General features: G+C 59.1%; 17 protein-coding genes. 4 read left to right on the top strand and 13 right to left on the bottom strand.

Annotation, left to right across the window (positions count from 1 at the left end; genetic code table 11):
• Positions 1 to 301: 301 nt before the first annotated feature.
• The 3 genes from SO156_RS10310 (at position 302) to SO156_RS10300 (ending at position 2,787) form a co-directional block, all read left to right on the top strand.
• A complete protein-coding gene (locus SO156_RS10310) occupies positions 302 to 1,036 on the top strand; it encodes a LuxR family transcriptional regulator (protein WP_498534706.1) in 735 nt (244 codons plus the stop codon).
• 137 nt (positions 1,037 to 1,173) lie between these two features.
• Positions 1,174 to 1,800: an acyl-homoserine-lactone synthase gene (locus tag SO156_RS10305; protein ID WP_498534705.1), complete on the top strand. Its 627-nt coding sequence runs from the start codon at positions 1,174 to 1,176 to the stop codon at positions 1,798 to 1,800.
• A 30-nt stretch (positions 1,801 to 1,830) separates the two neighbouring features.
• Positions 1,831 to 2,787, top strand: coding sequence for a LysR family transcriptional regulator (locus SO156_RS10300; RefSeq protein ID WP_498534704.1), 957 nt, complete (start codon positions 1,831 to 1,833; stop codon positions 2,785 to 2,787).
• On the opposite strand, the gene SO156_RS10295 is transcribed toward SO156_RS10300, so the two are convergent.
• The 11 genes from SO156_RS10295 to trbB all read right to left on the bottom strand — a co-directional run bounded on the left by SO156_RS10295 (position 2,763) and on the right by trbB (position 12,298).
• Complete coding sequence (locus SO156_RS10295) at positions 2,763 to 3,002, bottom strand: DUF2274 domain-containing protein (RefSeq protein WP_498534703.1); 240 nt, start codon at positions 3,000 to 3,002, stop codon at positions 2,763 to 2,765. The genes SO156_RS10300 and SO156_RS10295 overlap by 25 nt on opposite strands.
• 1 nt (position 3,003) lies before the next feature.
• The gene (locus SO156_RS10290) at positions 3,004 to 4,212 is read right to left on the bottom strand and encodes a TraB/TrbI/VirB10 family type IV secretion system protein (RefSeq protein ID WP_498534702.1); all 1,209 of its coding nucleotides are present in this window, start codon (positions 4,210 to 4,212) and stop codon (positions 3,004 to 3,006) included.
• A complete protein-coding gene (gene trbG, locus SO156_RS10285; protein ID WP_498534701.1) occupies positions 4,209 to 5,180 on the bottom strand; it encodes a P-type conjugative transfer protein TrbG in 972 nt (323 codons plus the stop codon). The genes SO156_RS10290 and trbG overlap by 4 nt, the downstream gene beginning before the upstream one ends.
• Positions 5,180 to 5,863, bottom strand: a complete 684-nt coding sequence (trbF, locus tag SO156_RS10280) for a conjugal transfer protein TrbF (protein ID WP_498534700.1) — start codon at positions 5,861 to 5,863, stop codon at positions 5,180 to 5,182. Before trbF ends, trbG begins: the two co-directional genes overlap by 1 nt.
• Before the next feature lie 80 nt (positions 5,864 to 5,943).
• Positions 5,944 to 7,185 carry a P-type conjugative transfer protein TrbL gene (gene trbL / locus SO156_RS10275; RefSeq protein ID WP_498534699.1) on the bottom strand — a complete coding sequence of 414 codons (1,242 nt, stop codon included), beginning with the start codon at positions 7,183 to 7,185 and terminating at the stop codon, positions 5,944 to 5,946.
• Positions 7,186 to 7,188: 3 nt separating this feature from the next.
• The gene (gene trbK-alt, locus SO156_RS10270; protein WP_498534698.1) at positions 7,189 to 7,566 is read right to left on the bottom strand and encodes a putative entry exclusion protein TrbK-alt; all 378 of its coding nucleotides are present in this window, start codon (positions 7,564 to 7,566) and stop codon (positions 7,189 to 7,191) included.
• Positions 7,566 to 8,300 (bottom strand): P-type conjugative transfer protein TrbJ, encoded by a 735-nt coding sequence (trbJ, locus tag SO156_RS10265; RefSeq protein ID WP_498534697.1) that lies wholly within the window; start codon positions 8,298 to 8,300, stop codon positions 7,566 to 7,568. Before trbJ ends, trbK-alt begins: the two co-directional genes overlap by 1 nt.
• Positions 8,300 to 10,738, bottom strand: coding sequence for a conjugal transfer protein TrbE (gene trbE, locus SO156_RS10260; protein ID WP_498534696.1), 2,439 nt, complete (start codon positions 10,736 to 10,738; stop codon positions 8,300 to 8,302). Before trbE ends, trbJ begins: the two co-directional genes overlap by 1 nt.
• A gap of 8 nt (positions 10,739 to 10,746) precedes the next feature.
• Complete coding sequence (locus SO156_RS10255) at positions 10,747 to 11,007, bottom strand: VirB3 family type IV secretion system protein (RefSeq protein WP_498534695.1); 261 nt, start codon at positions 11,005 to 11,007, stop codon at positions 10,747 to 10,749.
• A complete protein-coding gene (locus SO156_RS10250) occupies positions 11,007 to 11,333 on the bottom strand; it encodes a TrbC/VirB2 family type IV secretion system protein (protein WP_498534694.1) in 327 nt (108 codons plus the stop codon). Before SO156_RS10250 ends, SO156_RS10255 begins: the two co-directional genes overlap by 1 nt.
• Positions 11,330 to 12,298, bottom strand: a complete 969-nt coding sequence (gene trbB, locus SO156_RS10245; RefSeq protein WP_498534693.1) for a P-type conjugative transfer ATPase TrbB — start codon at positions 12,296 to 12,298, stop codon at positions 11,330 to 11,332. Before trbB ends, SO156_RS10250 begins: the two co-directional genes overlap by 4 nt.
• An 899-nt stretch (positions 12,299 to 13,197) precedes the next feature.
• Between trbB and SO156_RS10240 the strand changes: the two genes are divergently transcribed.
• Positions 13,198 to 13,920 carry a cupin-like domain-containing protein gene (locus tag SO156_RS10240; RefSeq protein WP_498534692.1) on the top strand — a complete coding sequence of 241 codons (723 nt, stop codon included), beginning with the start codon at positions 13,198 to 13,200 and terminating at the stop codon, positions 13,918 to 13,920.
• A gap of 299 nt (positions 13,921 to 14,219) precedes the next feature.
• Here the strand turns inward: SO156_RS10240 and eutC are convergent, their stop codons facing one another.
• Complete coding sequence (eutC, locus tag SO156_RS10235) at positions 14,220 to 15,212, bottom strand: ectoine utilization protein EutC (protein ID WP_498534691.1); 993 nt, start codon at positions 15,210 to 15,212, stop codon at positions 14,220 to 14,222.
• Positions 15,212 to 16,198 (bottom strand): hydroxyectoine utilization dehydratase EutB, encoded by a 987-nt coding sequence (eutB, locus tag SO156_RS10230; RefSeq protein ID WP_498534690.1) that lies wholly within the window; start codon positions 16,196 to 16,198, stop codon positions 15,212 to 15,214. The genes eutC and eutB overlap by 1 nt, the downstream gene beginning before the upstream one ends.
• Between the last annotated feature and the right edge of the window lie 358 nt (positions 16,199 to 16,556).

Here is a 16,556-nt window from a genome sequence, read left to right as displayed (position 1 = left end):
AGGATCGAAAACGAGCGGGCCATTTGCATCGCAATGGAACGATAAGTGGGCGGCAGCATAACGACATCAGCGGAATCAACGAATTCTGCGACAAAACGCAGAATTCAACCCACTACCATTTGGAACATTGGCGAATAGCAATTATACCAGGAACAGGCAAACCGTACCTCTCGCGCCGAGACTGCGCCGGGAGCGCGGAAGGATGTAAGATAATTAACCCAGGCCCTTTGCCCTTCAAACAGCGGCACGCACCTGTCGGGAACGTTCGGCATGCTTTTGATCCCTCAAGAAATCGTCGCGGATGACCATGCATCGCATATTTCAAAGGTTTATCGATCTTCTCTCGAGCGCTGAATATGCGGATGCCTTTGCAGACGCGATGGCCACCACAGCAAGCGAGCTTGATCTTTCTTGCTTTGCATACCTCGCGATGCCGCGACAGCCTGGCAAAAAGCCATTGGTAATATCAACCTATCCGAACAGCTGGGTCGGGCATTATATCCGCAGTCACTACGAACGTCTGGATCCGATTATCGCGCGCTCGTCGGAGAATACTGAACCATTTCAATGGGGCTCAGACGTACCTTCGAGACCAATCTCTCCGGCGCAACGAAGATTCTTCGAGGAAGCGAGCGAATTCGGAATTCGGCTGGGTTTCACAATCCCAATTCACGATGAAGATGGCTCGGTTGCTGCTCTGACCTTTGCAACTGACCAAAGGCGGCCGCAGTTCGAGAGGTGCATCGATCTGAATGCCTCTGCCCTTCAGCTTATGGCGAGATGCTTCCATTCGCAGGTGCGCCGCAAGGACTTGCATCAACTAACGATCGAGGGAATCGTACTGTCTCCCCGTGAAGTCGAATGTTTGAAGTGGGTCGCAAAGGGCAAAAGTGTTTGGGAAATTGGCCAGATTCTCGGCATATCCCACCATACCGTGGCTTATTATTTAAGGAGCGCGAGAGACAAGCTGGGAGTTCGTAAAGTCGCTCAGGCCCTCATGCGATTGGCCGCTGCCAAACGAGATAGGCAAGATTAAGGCTCTGATCCCGCATAGTTATGGGGGATGATGTTGGCGGGCAACTTCTCCAGAGTCTCCTCTCCTGTGGGAGGGGGCCATGATTCAGCTAATCACGGAGTCACCGTACAACGCGTTCTTCTCACACTTTAGCATCCATGGATAAGCTTCACTATCGCGTTTTTAAGCGACCGTTGGAGTGGAGCGTTCAGAGCTGCGGCGGCTTGGTCGATGATTTCGATGGGCGGCGTCCGACCTACCTGGTCCAAACGTCTCTCGACGGGCTTGTGGAAGGTTCGATTCGTCCTTCGACGATGGTGCGCGATACGTTTCTTGGGGGACTTTCTTTTCCGGCAGATCCGGTTGCCTGGCAGAGCAGCAGATTCGCAAGTGATGCTTCTCCTCATGCTCCAAAGGGCGACTACGAGCTGGCCAAGTCGAGCTACGAGCTTTTCGCTGGGATGATCGAATTCGGACTCTCCAGTCGACAGAACAACATCGTCGCCGTCACCGACGTTCGGATGGAGAGAATAATGAAACGCGCGGGCTGGCCCCTCTTCCGTATTGTCTTTTGCTGTAACATCGGAAACACCCTCGCTGTGCCAGGACATCAGGAAGTTTCTGCGGAGGCTCTTCGGAAGGCACGCAACTCTGGCGGCCCCTCTAAGCCGGTTCTCTGGCACCAGTTTTGTTGGAGCCCGCGTGAACAGCCCAGTCCTTGCGCCCAATTTAGACTGTCGATGATTGCCGTTCACGGCTGCAACGGATGTAGTTGTCAACCTTAATTCACTTTTCCGGATTTCCGCGGTGCTGCAATGACGCGACACGCAAGCTTTGCCGGTCTAACGGCAGGAATTCGACGTCTTAGACTGGATCTCGGTCAACTTCAGTTGGCAGTTGCTGCAGCAGACTATGGAAGCTTTCGTCGAGCCGCTGACGGTCTTTCAATCACGCAATCAACGCTTAGTCGCTCTATCCGGCTACTGGAGCATTCGCTTGGAGTAACCATTTTCGAGCGATCGACCGTCGGGGTGAAGGCCACACCGGCCGGACATCAGGTTCTGCGAACGGCCCGCTCCATCATCGAACAAATGGATACGCTCGTCGCGAGGACGAAGACGGCTGGCCGTGGGGAATGCGGCCGCCTGGTTATCGGATTTTGCACGTCGCTTACCGCTGGTCATTTACGAGCAATGCTGCTCGATTTCCAATCGCGATTTCCTCAGGTAGAGCTTGGAGCGGTCGAACGATCCAGAACAGGATTGGTCACTGCGCTCCGCAATGGCATGATTGACCTCTATGTCGCAGCACGAGATCCGATCGATATCGGGAGCAGGAACACTCCGCTCTGGAGCGAACAGGTCTTTGTTGCTCTCCCTCAGGATCATCCCCTGGCTCTGCAGGACGGAATTTCATGGGTCGACTTAAAGAACCAGATGATTCTGACGAGCCAATACGACGCGGGGTGCGACCTTGAAACGTTGCTGGGTGCAAAGCTTATCGCCTCGACGGAGGGCCCGTGGATCGAGCGCCGCGACGTCAGCCGCGGAGAAATCAAGAATCTCGTGAGTATGGGCCTCGGCATCGGCCTCGTGCTGGAATCCGACGTGGGCGTCAATGTTTCTGGCTTGGTCTATCGGGAATTGCGCGACGGCATAGGACCATGCCGCATCGGCTTTTCCGCGGTCTGGCGCCATGACAATGAAAATCCGCCCCTAGCCAATTTCCTTAAATTGTTGGCCGAACGCTATCCTTCGCCCTCTGTGCGGTGAAGGCGCTTTCGCGCTCGAGCAAAGGCCCGGTCCGTTGCCATGAAGCGTGCCACCATCGGCGCGATTAGTTTGTTCGGGTCGCTGATCTTCTGCCCGGTTTCGCGCGAGAGGATCTCGGCATACAAAATTAGATCCCGATGTACGGCACCAGGCAAGTCGATAGCGATCCGAACAGGTTTCTCATCTGCAATCGCTCCAATCTTTAGTCTAGTCATTTCATCCTCTGTATGGTTCGAGTACGAGATCGCGATTGACGATGACCCTCACCGGAAACCCCGGCCGGATAGTCAATGTCGGCTGGATGTTGAGGTTACGCCGAACCACCTGTTGTCCGGCCTGATTGAGGGAGTCCCCTGCGCCACGGCGCAGCGCTGCGATGATGTCGCTATTGGAGCTATTGGCGTCCGCCCCGGAGTTCACCTCAGTCCCAACAGCGAGCAATGTCGATAGCGCCGCAGCTCCCAGCAGCTCCTTCCAGTGGTTATCGACCTCATCCTCGAGGCCGGCGTATCCAGCTGCGTCCGCTCCCGCCTGTCGCTCGAGCACGATGGAACGTCCGTTGGGCATGATCAGACGCGTCCAGACGAGGAGCATGCGCGACTGTCCAAAAGCGACCTGGCTGTCGTAGGTCCCAATGAGTCGCGCGCCCTGGGGGATCAGGCGCGCCCGGCCCGTGGGAGTATCGAAGACATTCTCGGTTACCTGTGCGGTGATCTGGCCGGGCAGATCGGACCTGATCCCCGTGATGAGAGCAGCGGGAATGACCGTGCCTGCCTGGACAACAAAGGGAGATGCCGGCTTAACGAGGCGATCAGGGCTCGTCATTCGGCGATCTACGGCCGCATTGACGAATGCAAGTTTACGATCCTGTCCGTTCTGCGCAAAGGCTTCATCGGAAGACGTCGCCGTGTTGCCTGACTTCTCGCTGGAGGGGGGTGTTGCTGCCAATGGGCGGACGTTGGTCGAGGCGAACACCTTGCTGGTGCGGGCTGCCTCGGATTCCTGATTGAGGCGCTGCTGTTCGGCGTCGGCGACGAGCGAGCCTGATTCCATTCGGCTTTGAGCTGCGAGAATGGGCCGACCCAGATCTCCGGGCAACGGCGGTCCGAGCCGCGGCACATCGTGGGGCATTCCGGCATAGTCCTTTGGCAGGGTCGAAAGTTGGTCGGCAATGGTATGGTGGTCGGTCGAATAGAGCTCCTCAGAGGTGGGGTTGCGCTTTTCAGGTCTCTGCAGAGCCCAAAAGGCCGCACCAGAGATAGCCGCCAGAGCCAAAGCGGTGCTGACAAGGAGGGCCCTGCGGGAGAGGCGCGTTACTCGCGGCCGTTCAGGTCGCAGTCGCAAGGATTGGGCAATATCCTCTCGTGCATCCGCCTTCGCCCGCTCGGTGTCCCGAACGGCGTGATCTCCTCCGGTATCGGTCATAGCGGCCTCCCATCGCTTCTCGCGATACGGACTTTCTGTTGTCCATCCCCGCCGAGCCGCAATTCGGCGGCGGCAAACAGCCGGTCAACAATGAGGACATTGCCATAGACACGGTAGTTGACGATCTCGGCCTTGCCATCCGGTCCAATGACAAACAACGGCGGCATCTCGCCCTGGGTAATACCCCGAGAAAATTCGATGTAGACCTTGCGCCCATCGTCATAGGCGTTCACCGGCCGCCAGGGCGGGCTGTCTCCTCCAATCGTATAGCGATAGCGACGCTCGGCCGGATCCGGAATGTAAGGTGTGGGCGACATCGTTTGGTCGGGAGCGGATCGAGCTTTCGGATAAAACCAGGCAACCGAAGGCATGTAGGGTTTTTCCCGGGAGCGGAGCTCAATCAGATAGGTCCGGCGGTCAGTGTTGACGACGAGATTGGTCGTGATCGCGGCGCGCGTTGGCTTGACCATGATGTGGACGCGGCGCGTATCGCCCCCGCCGCTTTCGGTATCGCCCACCACCCAGCGCACGGTATCGCCGGCAGCCACAGGTCCCGAGCCGATCAGTTGTTCCCCCGGCTCGAGCGCAATGTCGGTGATCTGTCCTGGTGAAGCATAGATCTGGTAAAGCGCGCCCGGGCTATAGGGAAACACCTGCACAGCATTGAAATACCCGGCCTTGCGAGGTTCGACCCGCGCAGCATCATTGGCGGTCTCGATCCGCTCGACCGGTTCCTTGGCTTCAGTCTTCTTGCCGCCGCGCGCCGGCGTCCAGGTCGGCGGGACGTGAAGCGGTTTTGGACGGTCGTCGACAAATGCTGGCAGATCAGGAGGCGGTGGGATCTCCTCATCATAGCTGATCTGCGGCGGCTTGGTGGTACAGCCACCAAGGATGCATACACTGAGCAGGAGCGCGGACACGACGGCTTGTCGGAAGCTCTGGAGGCTCAGTACGAGAACTTGAGGCATTACGATCCGAACTCCTTCGACCAGTTGATCGCGTTGACGTAAATGCCGAGCGGATTTTTGCGCAGCCGCTCGATATCGCGGGGTGGTTCGATGACGATGGTGAGGATCGCACTCCAGCGTTCGGTTGCCGCTAACTGCCCGTTGTCGTAGTGCCGCTCGCTCCAGGTTACGCGGAAGCTGTCCACTGAGGCCCGAATGACACTCGAGACCTCCACGGCAACTTGCGCTTTTCCTACCTTAGCGAAAGGATCGTTGTTACGGGCATAGTCGTTGAGCGCGGCTGCGCCCCGATCGGTGGTGAAATCATAGGCGCGCAGCCAGTCCTGCCGCAGCACGATGGCGTCCAGTGGAAGGCCGCGCACATGCTCGATAAAACGCGCCAGATGAAAGGCAATCTGCGGATCGCTCGCCTGGTAGGCGGCATTTGCCGGCGCGATGGTCTTTGCCTCGCCCAGATGATCAACTTCAACGACCCAAGGCGCAATCGTCCCCTGCGCCGACTGCCAAACGAGGGCGCCCGCAAATCCTGCGGACAGGAACAGACAGCCAAACGCCATCAGTCGCCAATTCTTGGCCTGCACCCGCGCCGAGCCAATACGGTCGTCCCAAACCTGGGCCGCCCTCTGATAGGGCGTGACCGGTGCGGGCGTACGGCCATAGTGAACGGCCGATCGTTTGAACATAAAGTGATCTCCCTGAAACTAAAGGCGCCGCGTTGAGTGTCGTCGGCCGGGAAGGATGGAAGAGGTCTTAGCGGCCGTGGTCAGTCTTTCTCCTTGAGATCGACCGATGCGCCACCACTTCCGTGATCGCCGGCACGAACCGCATTTGTCGCGGCTGTCGCTCCCTGCTGGATCGTTTGTGCGCGCTTTGCACGGCGCGCCCAAGCAGGCACGTTCTCGGATGCCGCGCCGGACGGATCTTCGTTAGCCACATCGCGAGCCGCGCCGCCGCTTGCGCCAAGTCGAGCAGCGAGAAAACGCAAAGGACTTGCCGCGGCGGAGGCGCCGGCTTGCGCAACTCCGCCAAGTCCTCCTGCCCTAAACGCGCTAGCGGTTCCGCTCGCGATGGCCGCCCCGCCTCTTGCCGCAGTGGCGAGGGCGCCGCCCGCAAGTCCAACTCCGCCTGCAGCAAGGCCGGCTGCGGCGGTAACCACTCCTCCTGCGGCGAGACCGGTACCGGCGGCTGCACCTGCACCGAGCTGCGGACCGCCGGAAACGATGCCGTTCGCAATTCCGGGACCGAAGATGCCGAGGCCCAGCAGCGATAATGCCGCAAGGACCAGCGCCATGGCGTCCTCGACCGTCGGCTGGTTACCTCCGAAACCGGCGGTGAACTGCCCAAACAGTGTCGATCCGATGCCGACAATGACCGCGAGCACCAGGACCTTGACGCCGGAGGAGATGACGTTGCCAAGCACCCGCTCGGCCGCAAATGCCGTCTTTCCAAACAGCCCAAACGGAATCAGCACAAAACCGGCGAGCGTCGTCAGCTTGAACTCGATCAGGGTGACGAACAGCTGGATCGCCAAGATGAAGAAGGCGAGCAGCACCACGATCCAGGCAAACAGCAGGACGGTGATCTGAACGAAGTTTTCAAAGAAGCTGACATAGCCCATCAGCCCCGAGATCGAATCAAGGATCGGCCGCCCGGCATCAAGTCCAACCTGAGCGATCTTTCCTGGCCTTAAAAAATCCGCCGAGGACAGGCCGGTCCCTGACGCCTTCAGTCCAAGACCGGCGAAGCTCTCGAACACGATCCGGGCCAAGCTGTTCCAATTGCCGACGAGGTAGGCGAAGACACCGACAAAGAGCGTTTTTCTGATAAGGCGGGCGATGATCTCCTCATCAGCACCCCAGGACCAGAACAGGCCGGCGAGCGTGATGTCGATTGCAGCGAGCGTGGTCGCGACATATCCGACTTCACCCCCGACCAGCCCGAATCCGGAGTCGATGTAGCGGGTAAAGGTTTCCAGGAATTGGTCGATGACGCCAGTACCGCCCATCGTTCACTCGTCATCGTTGGGAATGGAGGGATAGCCGGACGGCAGGCGGCTCTCGTCTTTGCCGCGCAGAGGCGATGATGCGTCCGGATTAGTTTGGCTAATACTCGCTCCTGAGGATCCGCGGCCAAAGCCTAAGAATTGACGGCGCTTCTCGGCCCAGAGTTTCTGGCACGCGAGCAGAGCATCTTTCTGCTCGTATTCGACCGTCCGGCATTGCTTGAGCTTTGCGTCGGTCGGGTCAGATGCCCCTTGGGCGATCGACGCCTCAGACGGAGCCTGGTCTTGATCGCTGCGTAGCCGGATCGCGCAAGCCACAACAACCAGGACAGCAAGCGTCACCGCCAGTACCATCGGGAGCTTTTCAAGTCTGTTTGTCGACATTAGTGGAACATCTGCACTGTTGTGGATTGGTAACCTTGCCCTTGGTTGAGGAAACGCCTAAGCTGCTCTCTGCCCTGATCCTGGGCGGCCGCGCGCCCCGCCTGCTCCAAAGTCTGAGCACGCCCCTGCGCTGCAACTGCCGCGGTGAGATCTGCGAGCTGCTGGCTTTGAAGTGCGAGCAGTTGATTGCCAGCTTGGCTTGCCTGCAGCGCACCACTGGCGCCCTGGCTGGCACTCACGAGAGCCGACATCTGGGTACGGTTGGTGTCGAGATTGCTGACCACGGTCGCCTGCACGCGCATGGCGTCCTGCAAGCCCGCAACAGCGTTTTGCCAACGTGTTTGCGCATTCACGATCAGCGCTTGATCGGACTGGCCGCCAGAAGCCGGTGCGTAGGTGGATGAGAAGGCGCGATCGATCTGCCCGATATCATAGGCAATACGCTGGGCCTGGCCGAGCAACTGCTGGGTACGCTGGATCGACTGCTCCAGCTGCTGCAATGAAGAATACGGCAGGCTGGCCAGATTTTTTGCCTGATTGATCAGCATCATCGACTGGTTTTGCAGCGATGTGATCTGGTTGTTGATCTGCTGCAATTCGCGCGCGGCTGTCAGCACGTTCTGCGCGTAATTGTTGGGATCGAACACGATCCACTGTGCCGTCGCCTCGCGTGGCATTTGGACCGCGGCAGCAGCGATCAAGCCCACTGCTATTAGCTGAGCTAATCGTCTCATCAGAGGCTCCCCAGCTTTGCAAGTTGCGGAATTAGGTCGCAGGCCCAGGCGAGCTCGCGCGCCTCGAGCCAACCCGTCACGAAATTCTCCCGGCCGTGCTCGGCTAGGACACGGTCAATCAGTGCCTGGTCGGCCTTCGAGGAGCTTGCTGTGAACGCGAGCGCGACCTCGCCGAGACCAAGCTCGAACAGGCGGTTGCCCCGACGGCACTGGCAGTAGTAGTCCCGCTTCGGTGTCGCGCGAGCCAGGATCTCGATCTGCCGGTCATTCAGTCCAAAGCGGCGGTAAATTGCCGTGATCTGCGGCTCAATGGCGCGATCGTTTGGCAGCAGGATCCGGGTCGGACAGCTTTCGATGATGGCCGGCGCAATGGCCGAGCCATCGATATCGGCAAGCGACTGGGTCGCAAAGACAACTGAGGCGTTCTTCTTGCGAAGCGTTTTTAGCCATTCGCGCAGTTGCCCGGCAAAATGGGCATCATCGAGCACGAGCCAGCCCTCATCAATGATGAGAAGGGTCGGTCGGCCATCAAACCGCTCCTCGATCCGGTGAAACAGATAGGAAAGGACGGCAGGAGCAGCCGCGGTCCCGATCAACCCGTCGGTCTCAAACACCTGGACGGAGGAGCCACCAAGGTGCTCGCTTTCCGCATCGAGCAAGCGATCATATGGTCCGCCCAGACAATAAGGCTGCAGCGCCCGCTTCAGGATATTGGACTGAAGAAGCACCGATAGCCCTGTGAGGGTGCGCTCAAGGGCTGGCGCCGAAGCCAAGGAATTGAGCGCGGACCATATGTGCTCTCTGACCTCAGGCGTGAGCTCGACCCGTTCGCGGGAGATAATCGAGGCGATCCATTCGGCGGCCCAGCCGCATTCGGAGATTTCATCGATCTTGGCGAGCGGCTGCAGGGCAACGACATCGGATGATTCTCCGGCGACCGCGCCACCGAGATCATGCCAGTCTCCGCCCATTGCGATGGCCGCGGCCCGGATCGAGGCGCCAAAGTCGAAGGCAAAAATCTGTGCCTCGGGATAGCGGCGGAACTGCAAGGCCATCAGCGCCAGGAGAACGGATTTCCCGGCCCCGGTCGGCCCTATAATAAGAGTGTGCCCGACATCGCCGACATGCAGGCAAAACCGGAACGGTGTCGATCCTTCCGTCTTGCCAAAGAACAGCGGCGGCGCCTTGAAGTGATGATCCCTCACCTCCCCAGCCCACACGGCCGATAGCGGGATCATATGGGCCAGGTTAAGGGTCGAAATCGGCGGCTGGCGGACGTTGGCGTAGACGTGTCCGGGCAGGCTGCCGAGCCAGGCCTCGACCGCGTTGACGGTTTCGATCATGCAGGTGAAGTCGCGGCCCTGGATAACCTTTTCGACCAGCCGCAGCTTTTCGTCGGCTACGCGCGGATTGGTATCCCACACGGTAACAGTCGCGGTGACAAAGGCTTCTCCGATCTGGTCCGACCCCAATTCCTGGAGGGCAGCGTCGGCATCGATCGCCTTGTTGCTCGCATCAGTATCAAGGAGAGCTGAGGTCTCGTTGGTCATCACCTCTTTGAGGATCGCCGCGATCGACTTGCGCTTGGCAAACCACTGACGGCGGATTTTGGTGAGAAGCCTTGCCGCATCGGCCTTGTCGAGCATGATGGCCCGGGTCGACCAGCGATACGGGAAGGCCAGCCGGTTCAGATCGTCCAAGATCCCAGGCGTCGTGGCGGTCGGAAATCCGACCACGGTCAGAACGCGGATGTGGGCGTGGCCCAGCGTCGGCTCGAGCCCGCCTGTCAGCGGTTGATCGGCGAGCAAGGCATCGAGATACATGGGAATCTCGGGCACTCGGACCCGATGCCGTTTGGTCGAGATGGTGGAATGCAGGTAGGTCAGCGTGGCCTCGTCATCGAGCCAGCCGCATTCCGGCATGAACCCTTCGACGAGCTGAAGCACGCGATTGGTGCGATCGAGAAAGCCGCTCAGTACTTCCCGCGAATCTGCATTAGCCGTCCGATGACCGCCCTCATAGAGCAGCCGTTCTGCCACCGCGGCGCTCTCGGCCGGCGGCAGATAGAGCAAGGTCAAATAGTAGCTCGACTCGTAATGAGCGCCCTCCTCTTCGAACTGGGCCTTTCGCTCGGCATCGACCAGAGCGGATGCCACGTCGGGAAAGGTGTTCGGAGGATAGGCGCCTGCGGCATGGCGCTGCGCCTCGACGAACACCGACCAGCCGGATCCGAGGCGGCGCAGGGCATTGTTCAACCGGCCGGCAACGGCGACAAGTTCGGCCGGCACGGCGCTGTCGAGATCTGGCCCCCGAAACCTTGCCGTCCGCTGAAACGAGCCATCCTTGTTGAGGACGACACCCTCATCGACGAGCGCTGCCCAGGGCAAAAAGTCTGCAAGACGCGCGTTTGAGCGCTGGTATTCGCTAAGATTCATCATGGGATAATTCACGTGTTGAGGTGACCGGGAATGCGGACGTGACGGCGCCCGACTTCGACGAAATCGGGATCGCGCTTGGCGGCCCAGACGGCAGACATATGGCCGATGAACCAGATCAGCAGACCCGCGATCCAGAGCCGCAAGCCCAGGCCAAGCGCCGCCGCCAGAGTGCCATTGAGGATCGCGACCGACCGCGGCGCACCACCCATCAGGATCGGTTCCGTCAAGGCGCGATGGACGGGTGCGACAAAACCTGGAACTTCATCCATCAGATCACCACTCCGCCGCCGAAAGAGAAGAACGACAGGAAGAAACTCGAGGCGGCAAAGGCGATCGACAAACCGAACACGATCTGCACCAGCCGCCGAAATCCGCCCGAGGTGTCGCCAAATGCCAGCGACAGCCCGGTCACAATGATGATGATGACTGCAAGGATCTTGGCGACCGGCCCCTCAACCGATTGCAGGATCTGGTTGAGCGGCTGCTCCCATGGCATGTTCGAGCCAGCAGCCCAGGCGGGAAGCGCACTGCTCAAACTGAAGGCAAATGCCGCGATCGCAGTAATCCCCGCGTTGCGCGGCGCTCGAGAACTCATGAATGATCTCCTATTGCTGAAAGACAGTAGTCACCGGAGGGTCCGAGCCTCGAGACGCGAGCAAGCTCGGCCAGGCGTCGATCGGCGCCGCGGCCAACAAGAACAGCGATAACGTTGATCGTTTCGGCAATCAGCGCGCGCGGGACCGTGACAACGGCCTCCTGGATGAGCTGCTCAAGCCGGCGCAACGCACCAAGAGCGGTGCCGGCATGAATGGTCCCGATGCCGCCGGGGTGGCCGGTCCCCCAGGCCTTGAGGAGATCAAGAGCTTCGGCCCCACGCACCTCGCCAATCGGAATACGATCGGGCCGCAGGCGCAGCGAGGCGCGGACAAGATCGGATAACGAGATCACCCCGTCCCGGGTGCGCAACGCAACGAGGTTCGGTGCCTTGCATTGAAGCTCTCGTGTATCTTCAATGAGAACCACGCGGTCCGACGTCTTGGCGACCTCAGCGAGAAGCGCATTTGTGAGGGTGGTTTTCCCGGTGGAGGTACCGCCAGCGACCAGGATGTTGAGGCGATCGGCGACAGCCGTTCGAAGAGCGACAGCCTGTTCCTTGGTCATGGTCCCGGCGGCGACATAGTCATCCAGAGTGAATACAGCTACGGCCGGCTTGCGGATCGCGAATGCCGGGGCGGCAACGACGGGCGGCAGTAGACCTTCAAATCGCTCCCCGGTCTCCGGTAGCTCGGCCGAGACGCGTGGCGCACCCGCATGAACCTCGGCACCGACGTGGTGCGCGACAAGCCGAATGATCCGTTCTCCATCAGGAGCGGACAGGCCTTCGCCTGCCTCGGTCAGGCCACTCGACAGTCGATCGATCCACAGCCGACCGTCCGGGTTGAGCATCACCTCAACAATCGAGGGATCTTCTAAAAAGCGTGCGATCGCAGGGCCAAGCGCAGTGCGCAGCATGCGTGCTCCGCGCGAGATTGCCTCCGGCTGAAACGGCTGGATTGTCATCGATGTCCCAAGAGCCGAGGCACCCCAAGCGGCCTCAGATGGGTATGATTAGAAAAGCAGATCCTTCATTGGCGCAACGCGCGGCACGCGGTGATCGTAGACTAGCGTAGGAAAAGAAAGTGCGCGGAGCATAGCCGGCCTACAGATTTTTCGGGGCTCGCAAAGAGGTTGAGTAAGCATTCGATCAGCGTTCAGTTCGACTGGATATCTTCGCAATCGGAATATGCTCAGAAAGACTACGCTACCTACCAACTTTGGGTGTGGCCATCAGCGAACTCGCAAATACAATCTGTTAGGACTCCAGATGACCTTTCATTTCGCTATCAGCGAGGGGGTGTTACACTAAATCATCGTTCTTGATCGCTTGCCTAGTTTGAGAACGACTCAATAGCATCGGGAGCAGTGGAGACGACAGTTGGGCCCGGATCTTCTGCGAGCGTTCGTGATGGTCGCGCCCCCCGTCTTCGCGAAGGCGAGTGAACGGCTGTTCGGCAAGAGGCATCGGACGCTGATCAAACGTGCTGATCAAACGTCTGGCGAACTACTTCGATGAGAGCAAATCCACTGGATTACCTCGACAGATAAGTCGCCGCATCAGATTCGCTCCGCTCGCAGCAAAAGTCGTAGTTCAATGTAGTCACCTTGAAAGGATCATCAAAAGATGGCTGATATCAAAGCAGCAACATCGCCGCAGGCAGCGCGTGATTGCTCATTGCTAACGAGAGACGATTCACGATCGTCCTGGGTCCCGACCGTAACGCAGCTATCCGACCGGGACTTCGCGCGGAATTACCGCGACGCAATGCAGCCGGTCCTTCTACGAGGTGGCTGCGAGGGTTGGGGCGCTTGTCGACGCTGGACCCCTCAGTATTTAGATCAGGTCGCCCGGGTCACTTACGGTGCAGGTCAAGACAATCAGCAGTGGCGACATCAAAGTCTCTTCTTGGCGCCTCGCAGAATACGTGCGGTTAATCATGGAGCAGGCGCCGGGCGGCGATGAAGTCCCACCTAACGTTGAGACAATTCCGTACTGCCACGACATTCCGTTACTGGGCTTAGTGGAACGTCTGGCAGGAGATTGTCAGCCCTTTCCTACAAGATTTCTCAGCCCGTGGTACCGCCAGCATTGGTGGCGCTACTCGCAGTTCTTCATGGGTCCAGCAGGTACAGTCACTCCGCTCCACTTCGATAGCCTACTTAGTCATAACCTCTTTTTTCAGATCTATGGCGCGAAGCAGTTCACAATACTGCCGGCGAGCCAAGCTGCGTATTGTGGGCGCCGCGGTTGGAGGTGGTTTGATGTGGACCCCGAGCAACCGGACTATGTACGGTTTCCGCAGTACCGGCAAGCAACGCCCGCCGTCATCAAAGTAAATGCTGGCGACATGCTGTACATGCCACCCGGAACCCTCCACCATGTCCGCAGCCTATCGGCCGCGATTTCCTTCAACATCGATTGGCACACCAAACGAAGCGTATTGTATGCGCTGGGGCAATCGCTCAAGGGACCGCCGAGAAAGGTCACTTATTACAATTCGATTACAGCTTTGGCGCTAATCACCAAAATACCTGAAGCCATTACGTTTCCGTTGTACCGACCCTACTTGAGCTATGTGAGTTGACGGTGCGAACTCGCAGAGAGCCCGCTAGCAGCACGCAATCGAGGTCACAATGAGCACGATTTTTCCAGAACACTTGTGTTAGCTAACAGATGCATTCTCGGAGACCGATTCGAGGATCCAAGGGCAAGGCTGCCTCACCCATTAAGCCTTGCGTTATTAATCTAAAGCGTGATGGCATTAGAAGCGCAGGTACTTTGTTCTCGGAAATGCCCGGGGTCCCTGCTCGCTGTCGTTGTCTTAGCTCGATTGGGTTCGATTAATAGTCCAACGAAAGTCGATTTCGACTCGCGCCCGCTTTCTCAGCTCTCGAATGCCATGCCAGCCCCCGCAGCCTCCGCCCGGGCGTTTGCAAGCGTGGCGATGGCGGTGTCCTGGATGCCTGTGCCGGTGAGATCGACGATGGTGATCTGTATGTCGTTCGTGCGTCCCGTTTTCGATCCGGCAATGACCTCCCCAAGTTCTGGAAAGTTTGTGTCGCGCGCTACGGCGCCGACGGCAATGGCATGGTGGAGTTCGCCAATGCGCCGCGTCTGCCTAAGGCTGTCGGCGACATAGAGATCCGCACGCGCGACGGCGGCGGGTTCGATTTCGTTCTTTTGTTCGGCGTCAGATCCCATCGCGGTCACGTGCTGTCCGGGCTCAATCCATGTCGCACTCAGGATCGGTTGAACGGCCGGCGTCGTCGTTACAATCACATGGGAGCCAGCTATCGCGTTTCTCGGTTCCGCATATGCGGTCACGCGAAATCCCAGCTGCACTGAGAGCTCCTGCGCAACGGTCTCCGCCTTGGAGGTATCGCGCGCCCAGATGCGAGCCTCAGAGATGGGCCGGACCAGCGCTAGCGCCTGCAACTGCAACCTCGCCTGCATTCCAGCACCCAAAACCGCGGCCACGGAAGCGTTCTTACGGGCGAGATGGTTTGCTGCCACGGCACCTGCCGCGGCCGTGCGCACATTAGTCAAATGGCCGTTGTCCAACAACAGCGCTTGCACCAGCCCGGTTTTGCTGGAAAGCAGTACCATCATGCCGTTCGTACTCGGCAGACCGATCTTTGGATTGTCAAAAAAGCCGGGGCTGATTTTGATGGCAAAGCCGTCGAGGCCCGGCACATAGGCTGTCTTGACGTCCACCTCGCCTCGATATTCGGGAATGTCAAGCCGCAGGATGGGCGGCATCGTCACTGCCTTGGTGGCGAGCGAACGGAACGCTTCCTCGACGCATTCTACCGCCTTGAGATCAAGCGGTACGATTTCCCTAAGATCGCGCTCTGTCAGAATCCTCATACTTCGCATCAGATCCCCTCCCCAAAGGGATTGCTCATCCCGTTTACGACGCGCCGATGCAGTTCCATATCGATATTGCGGCCCGACAACACGAGCGCGACAGGCCCGCGCAATCCTGCGACTTTGCGCGCGAGCAGCGCCGCAATGCCGACGGCGCCTGCGCCTTCGAGGACTTCGCGTTCTTTGTCGTAAGCATGACGAATGCCGGCTGCGATTTCACTCTCGGTTAGCAAGATTACGTCATCTAGCAGGGCTCGACACATAGCGAAGGTGACCTTGTTATCGAGGCCAATGCCGCCACCGAGTGAGTCGGCAAGGCTTGGAATTTCTTCGACCTGTACCGGTCGACCTGCGTCGAGGCTCGCCTTCATCGCCGCGCCGCGTTCCATAGTAATCCCTACAACCCTGGCACGGCGCCGCAGGCCCTTGACCGCTGCTGCGACCCCGGCCACCAGGCCGCCGCCGGAGAGCGGCACGAGCACCGTGGAGACATCCGGCATTGCTTCGATGATTTCGAGGCCGATCGTTCCTTGTCCGGCGACGATGTCGGGATGATCGAAGGCTGGCAGCATCACGAGTCCTTGTTTAGCCACCAAGCGCTCGACCTCCTGCTGCGCTTCGTCCTGCGAACCGCCAATGATCCGCACGTCCGCGCCGAGCCGCCGTATTGCAGAGACCTTGTTGTCGGGCACTAGCCGCGACATGCAGATCGTTGCACGCGAACCCACTGCGTGTGCTGCATAAGAGAGCGCTCGGCCATGATTGCCGGTAGAGGCTGCGACGACTCCGCGTACCCGCTCGGCTTCGCTGATCCTAAGGATCGCATTGGTCGCGCCGCGCAACTTGAAACTTCCTGTAGCTTGGTGATGCTCAAGCTTCAAGCCGACCGTGACACCGCAAACGTCTGAAAGCGTCGCCGACTGCACGAATCGCGTCCACAGGATGTGCGGGGTTATCCGCCTGCGCGCATCCTGAATTGCATCTAGACCAATCATAGACACTTTCGGGTCAAGAAGAGTTTGGCTAACGTTGACTGCACCACGAACGTGCTCTTTTGCGCAGGGATGATGCTTGCCAAATTTGGGCGCCGGATCAGAGATCCGTCCGGAATAAGCAAGAACCAGCCACTATGTAGCGCTTCAGTATCCCCGTCCTCCGTTTTCGTCGTCGGACTCTTCATCCAAAATCTCACCAACCTCCGACTCCAAATCCAGCCTTAGAACGCCCGCACGTGGCGCCCGCCGTCCAACCCGTAGCCGCTTGAGAATACGCAATGCCACGACGGACGGCACAAAGGAAAGCACACCAATCATCGCCTTGACCCCGTTGGGCGGCAGTTGAGTAGGCAACTAC

Source organism: Bradyrhizobium sp. UFLA05-125, from assembly GCF_059803515.1.
The sequence above is the reverse complement of the archived record's forward strand: the minus strand, read 5'-3'. Positions and strand labels throughout refer to the sequence as shown.

Coding starts and splice junctions, on each gene's coding strand:
- SO156_RS10310 (WP_498534706.1), top strand. CDS start 302: ATGACCATGCATCGCATATTTCAAAGGTTTATCGATCTTCTCTCGAGC.
- SO156_RS10305 (WP_498534705.1), top strand. CDS start 1,174: ATGGATAAGCTTCACTATCGCGTTTTTAAGCGACCGTTGGAGTGGAGC.
- SO156_RS10300 (WP_498534704.1), top strand. CDS start 1,831: ATGACGCGACACGCAAGCTTTGCCGGTCTAACGGCAGGAATTCGACGT.
- SO156_RS10295 (WP_498534703.1), bottom strand. CDS start 3,002: ATGACTAGACTAAAGATTGGAGCGATTGCAGATGAGAAACCTGTTCGG.
- SO156_RS10290 (WP_498534702.1), bottom strand. CDS start 4,212: ATGACCGATACCGGAGGAGATCACGCCGTTCGGGACACCGAGCGGGCG.
- trbG (WP_498534701.1), bottom strand. CDS start 5,180: ATGCCTCAAGTTCTCGTACTGAGCCTCCAGAGCTTCCGACAAGCCGTC.
- trbF (WP_498534700.1), bottom strand. CDS start 5,863: ATGTTCAAACGATCGGCCGTTCACTATGGCCGTACGCCCGCACCGGTC.
- trbL (WP_498534699.1), bottom strand. CDS start 7,185: ATGGGCGGTACTGGCGTCATCGACCAATTCCTGGAAACCTTTACCCGC.
- trbK-alt (WP_498534698.1), bottom strand. CDS start 7,566: ATGTCGACAAACAGACTTGAAAAGCTCCCGATGGTACTGGCGGTGACG.
- trbJ (WP_498534697.1), bottom strand. CDS start 8,300: ATGAGACGATTAGCTCAGCTAATAGCAGTGGGCTTGATCGCTGCTGCC.
- trbE (WP_498534696.1), bottom strand. CDS start 10,738: ATGATGAATCTTAGCGAATACCAGCGCTCAAACGCGCGTCTTGCAGAC.
- SO156_RS10255 (WP_498534695.1), bottom strand. CDS start 11,007: ATGGATGAAGTTCCAGGTTTTGTCGCACCCGTCCATCGCGCCTTGACG.
- SO156_RS10250 (WP_498534694.1), bottom strand. CDS start 11,333: ATGAGTTCTCGAGCGCCGCGCAACGCGGGGATTACTGCGATCGCGGCA.
- trbB (WP_498534693.1), bottom strand. CDS start 12,298: ATGACAATCCAGCCGTTTCAGCCGGAGGCAATCTCGCGCGGAGCACGC.
- eutC (WP_498534691.1), bottom strand. CDS start 15,212: ATGCGAAGTATGAGGATTCTGACAGAGCGCGATCTTAGGGAAATCGTA.
- eutB (WP_498534690.1), bottom strand. CDS start 16,198: ATGATTGGTCTAGATGCAATTCAGGATGCGCGCAGGCGGATAACCCCG.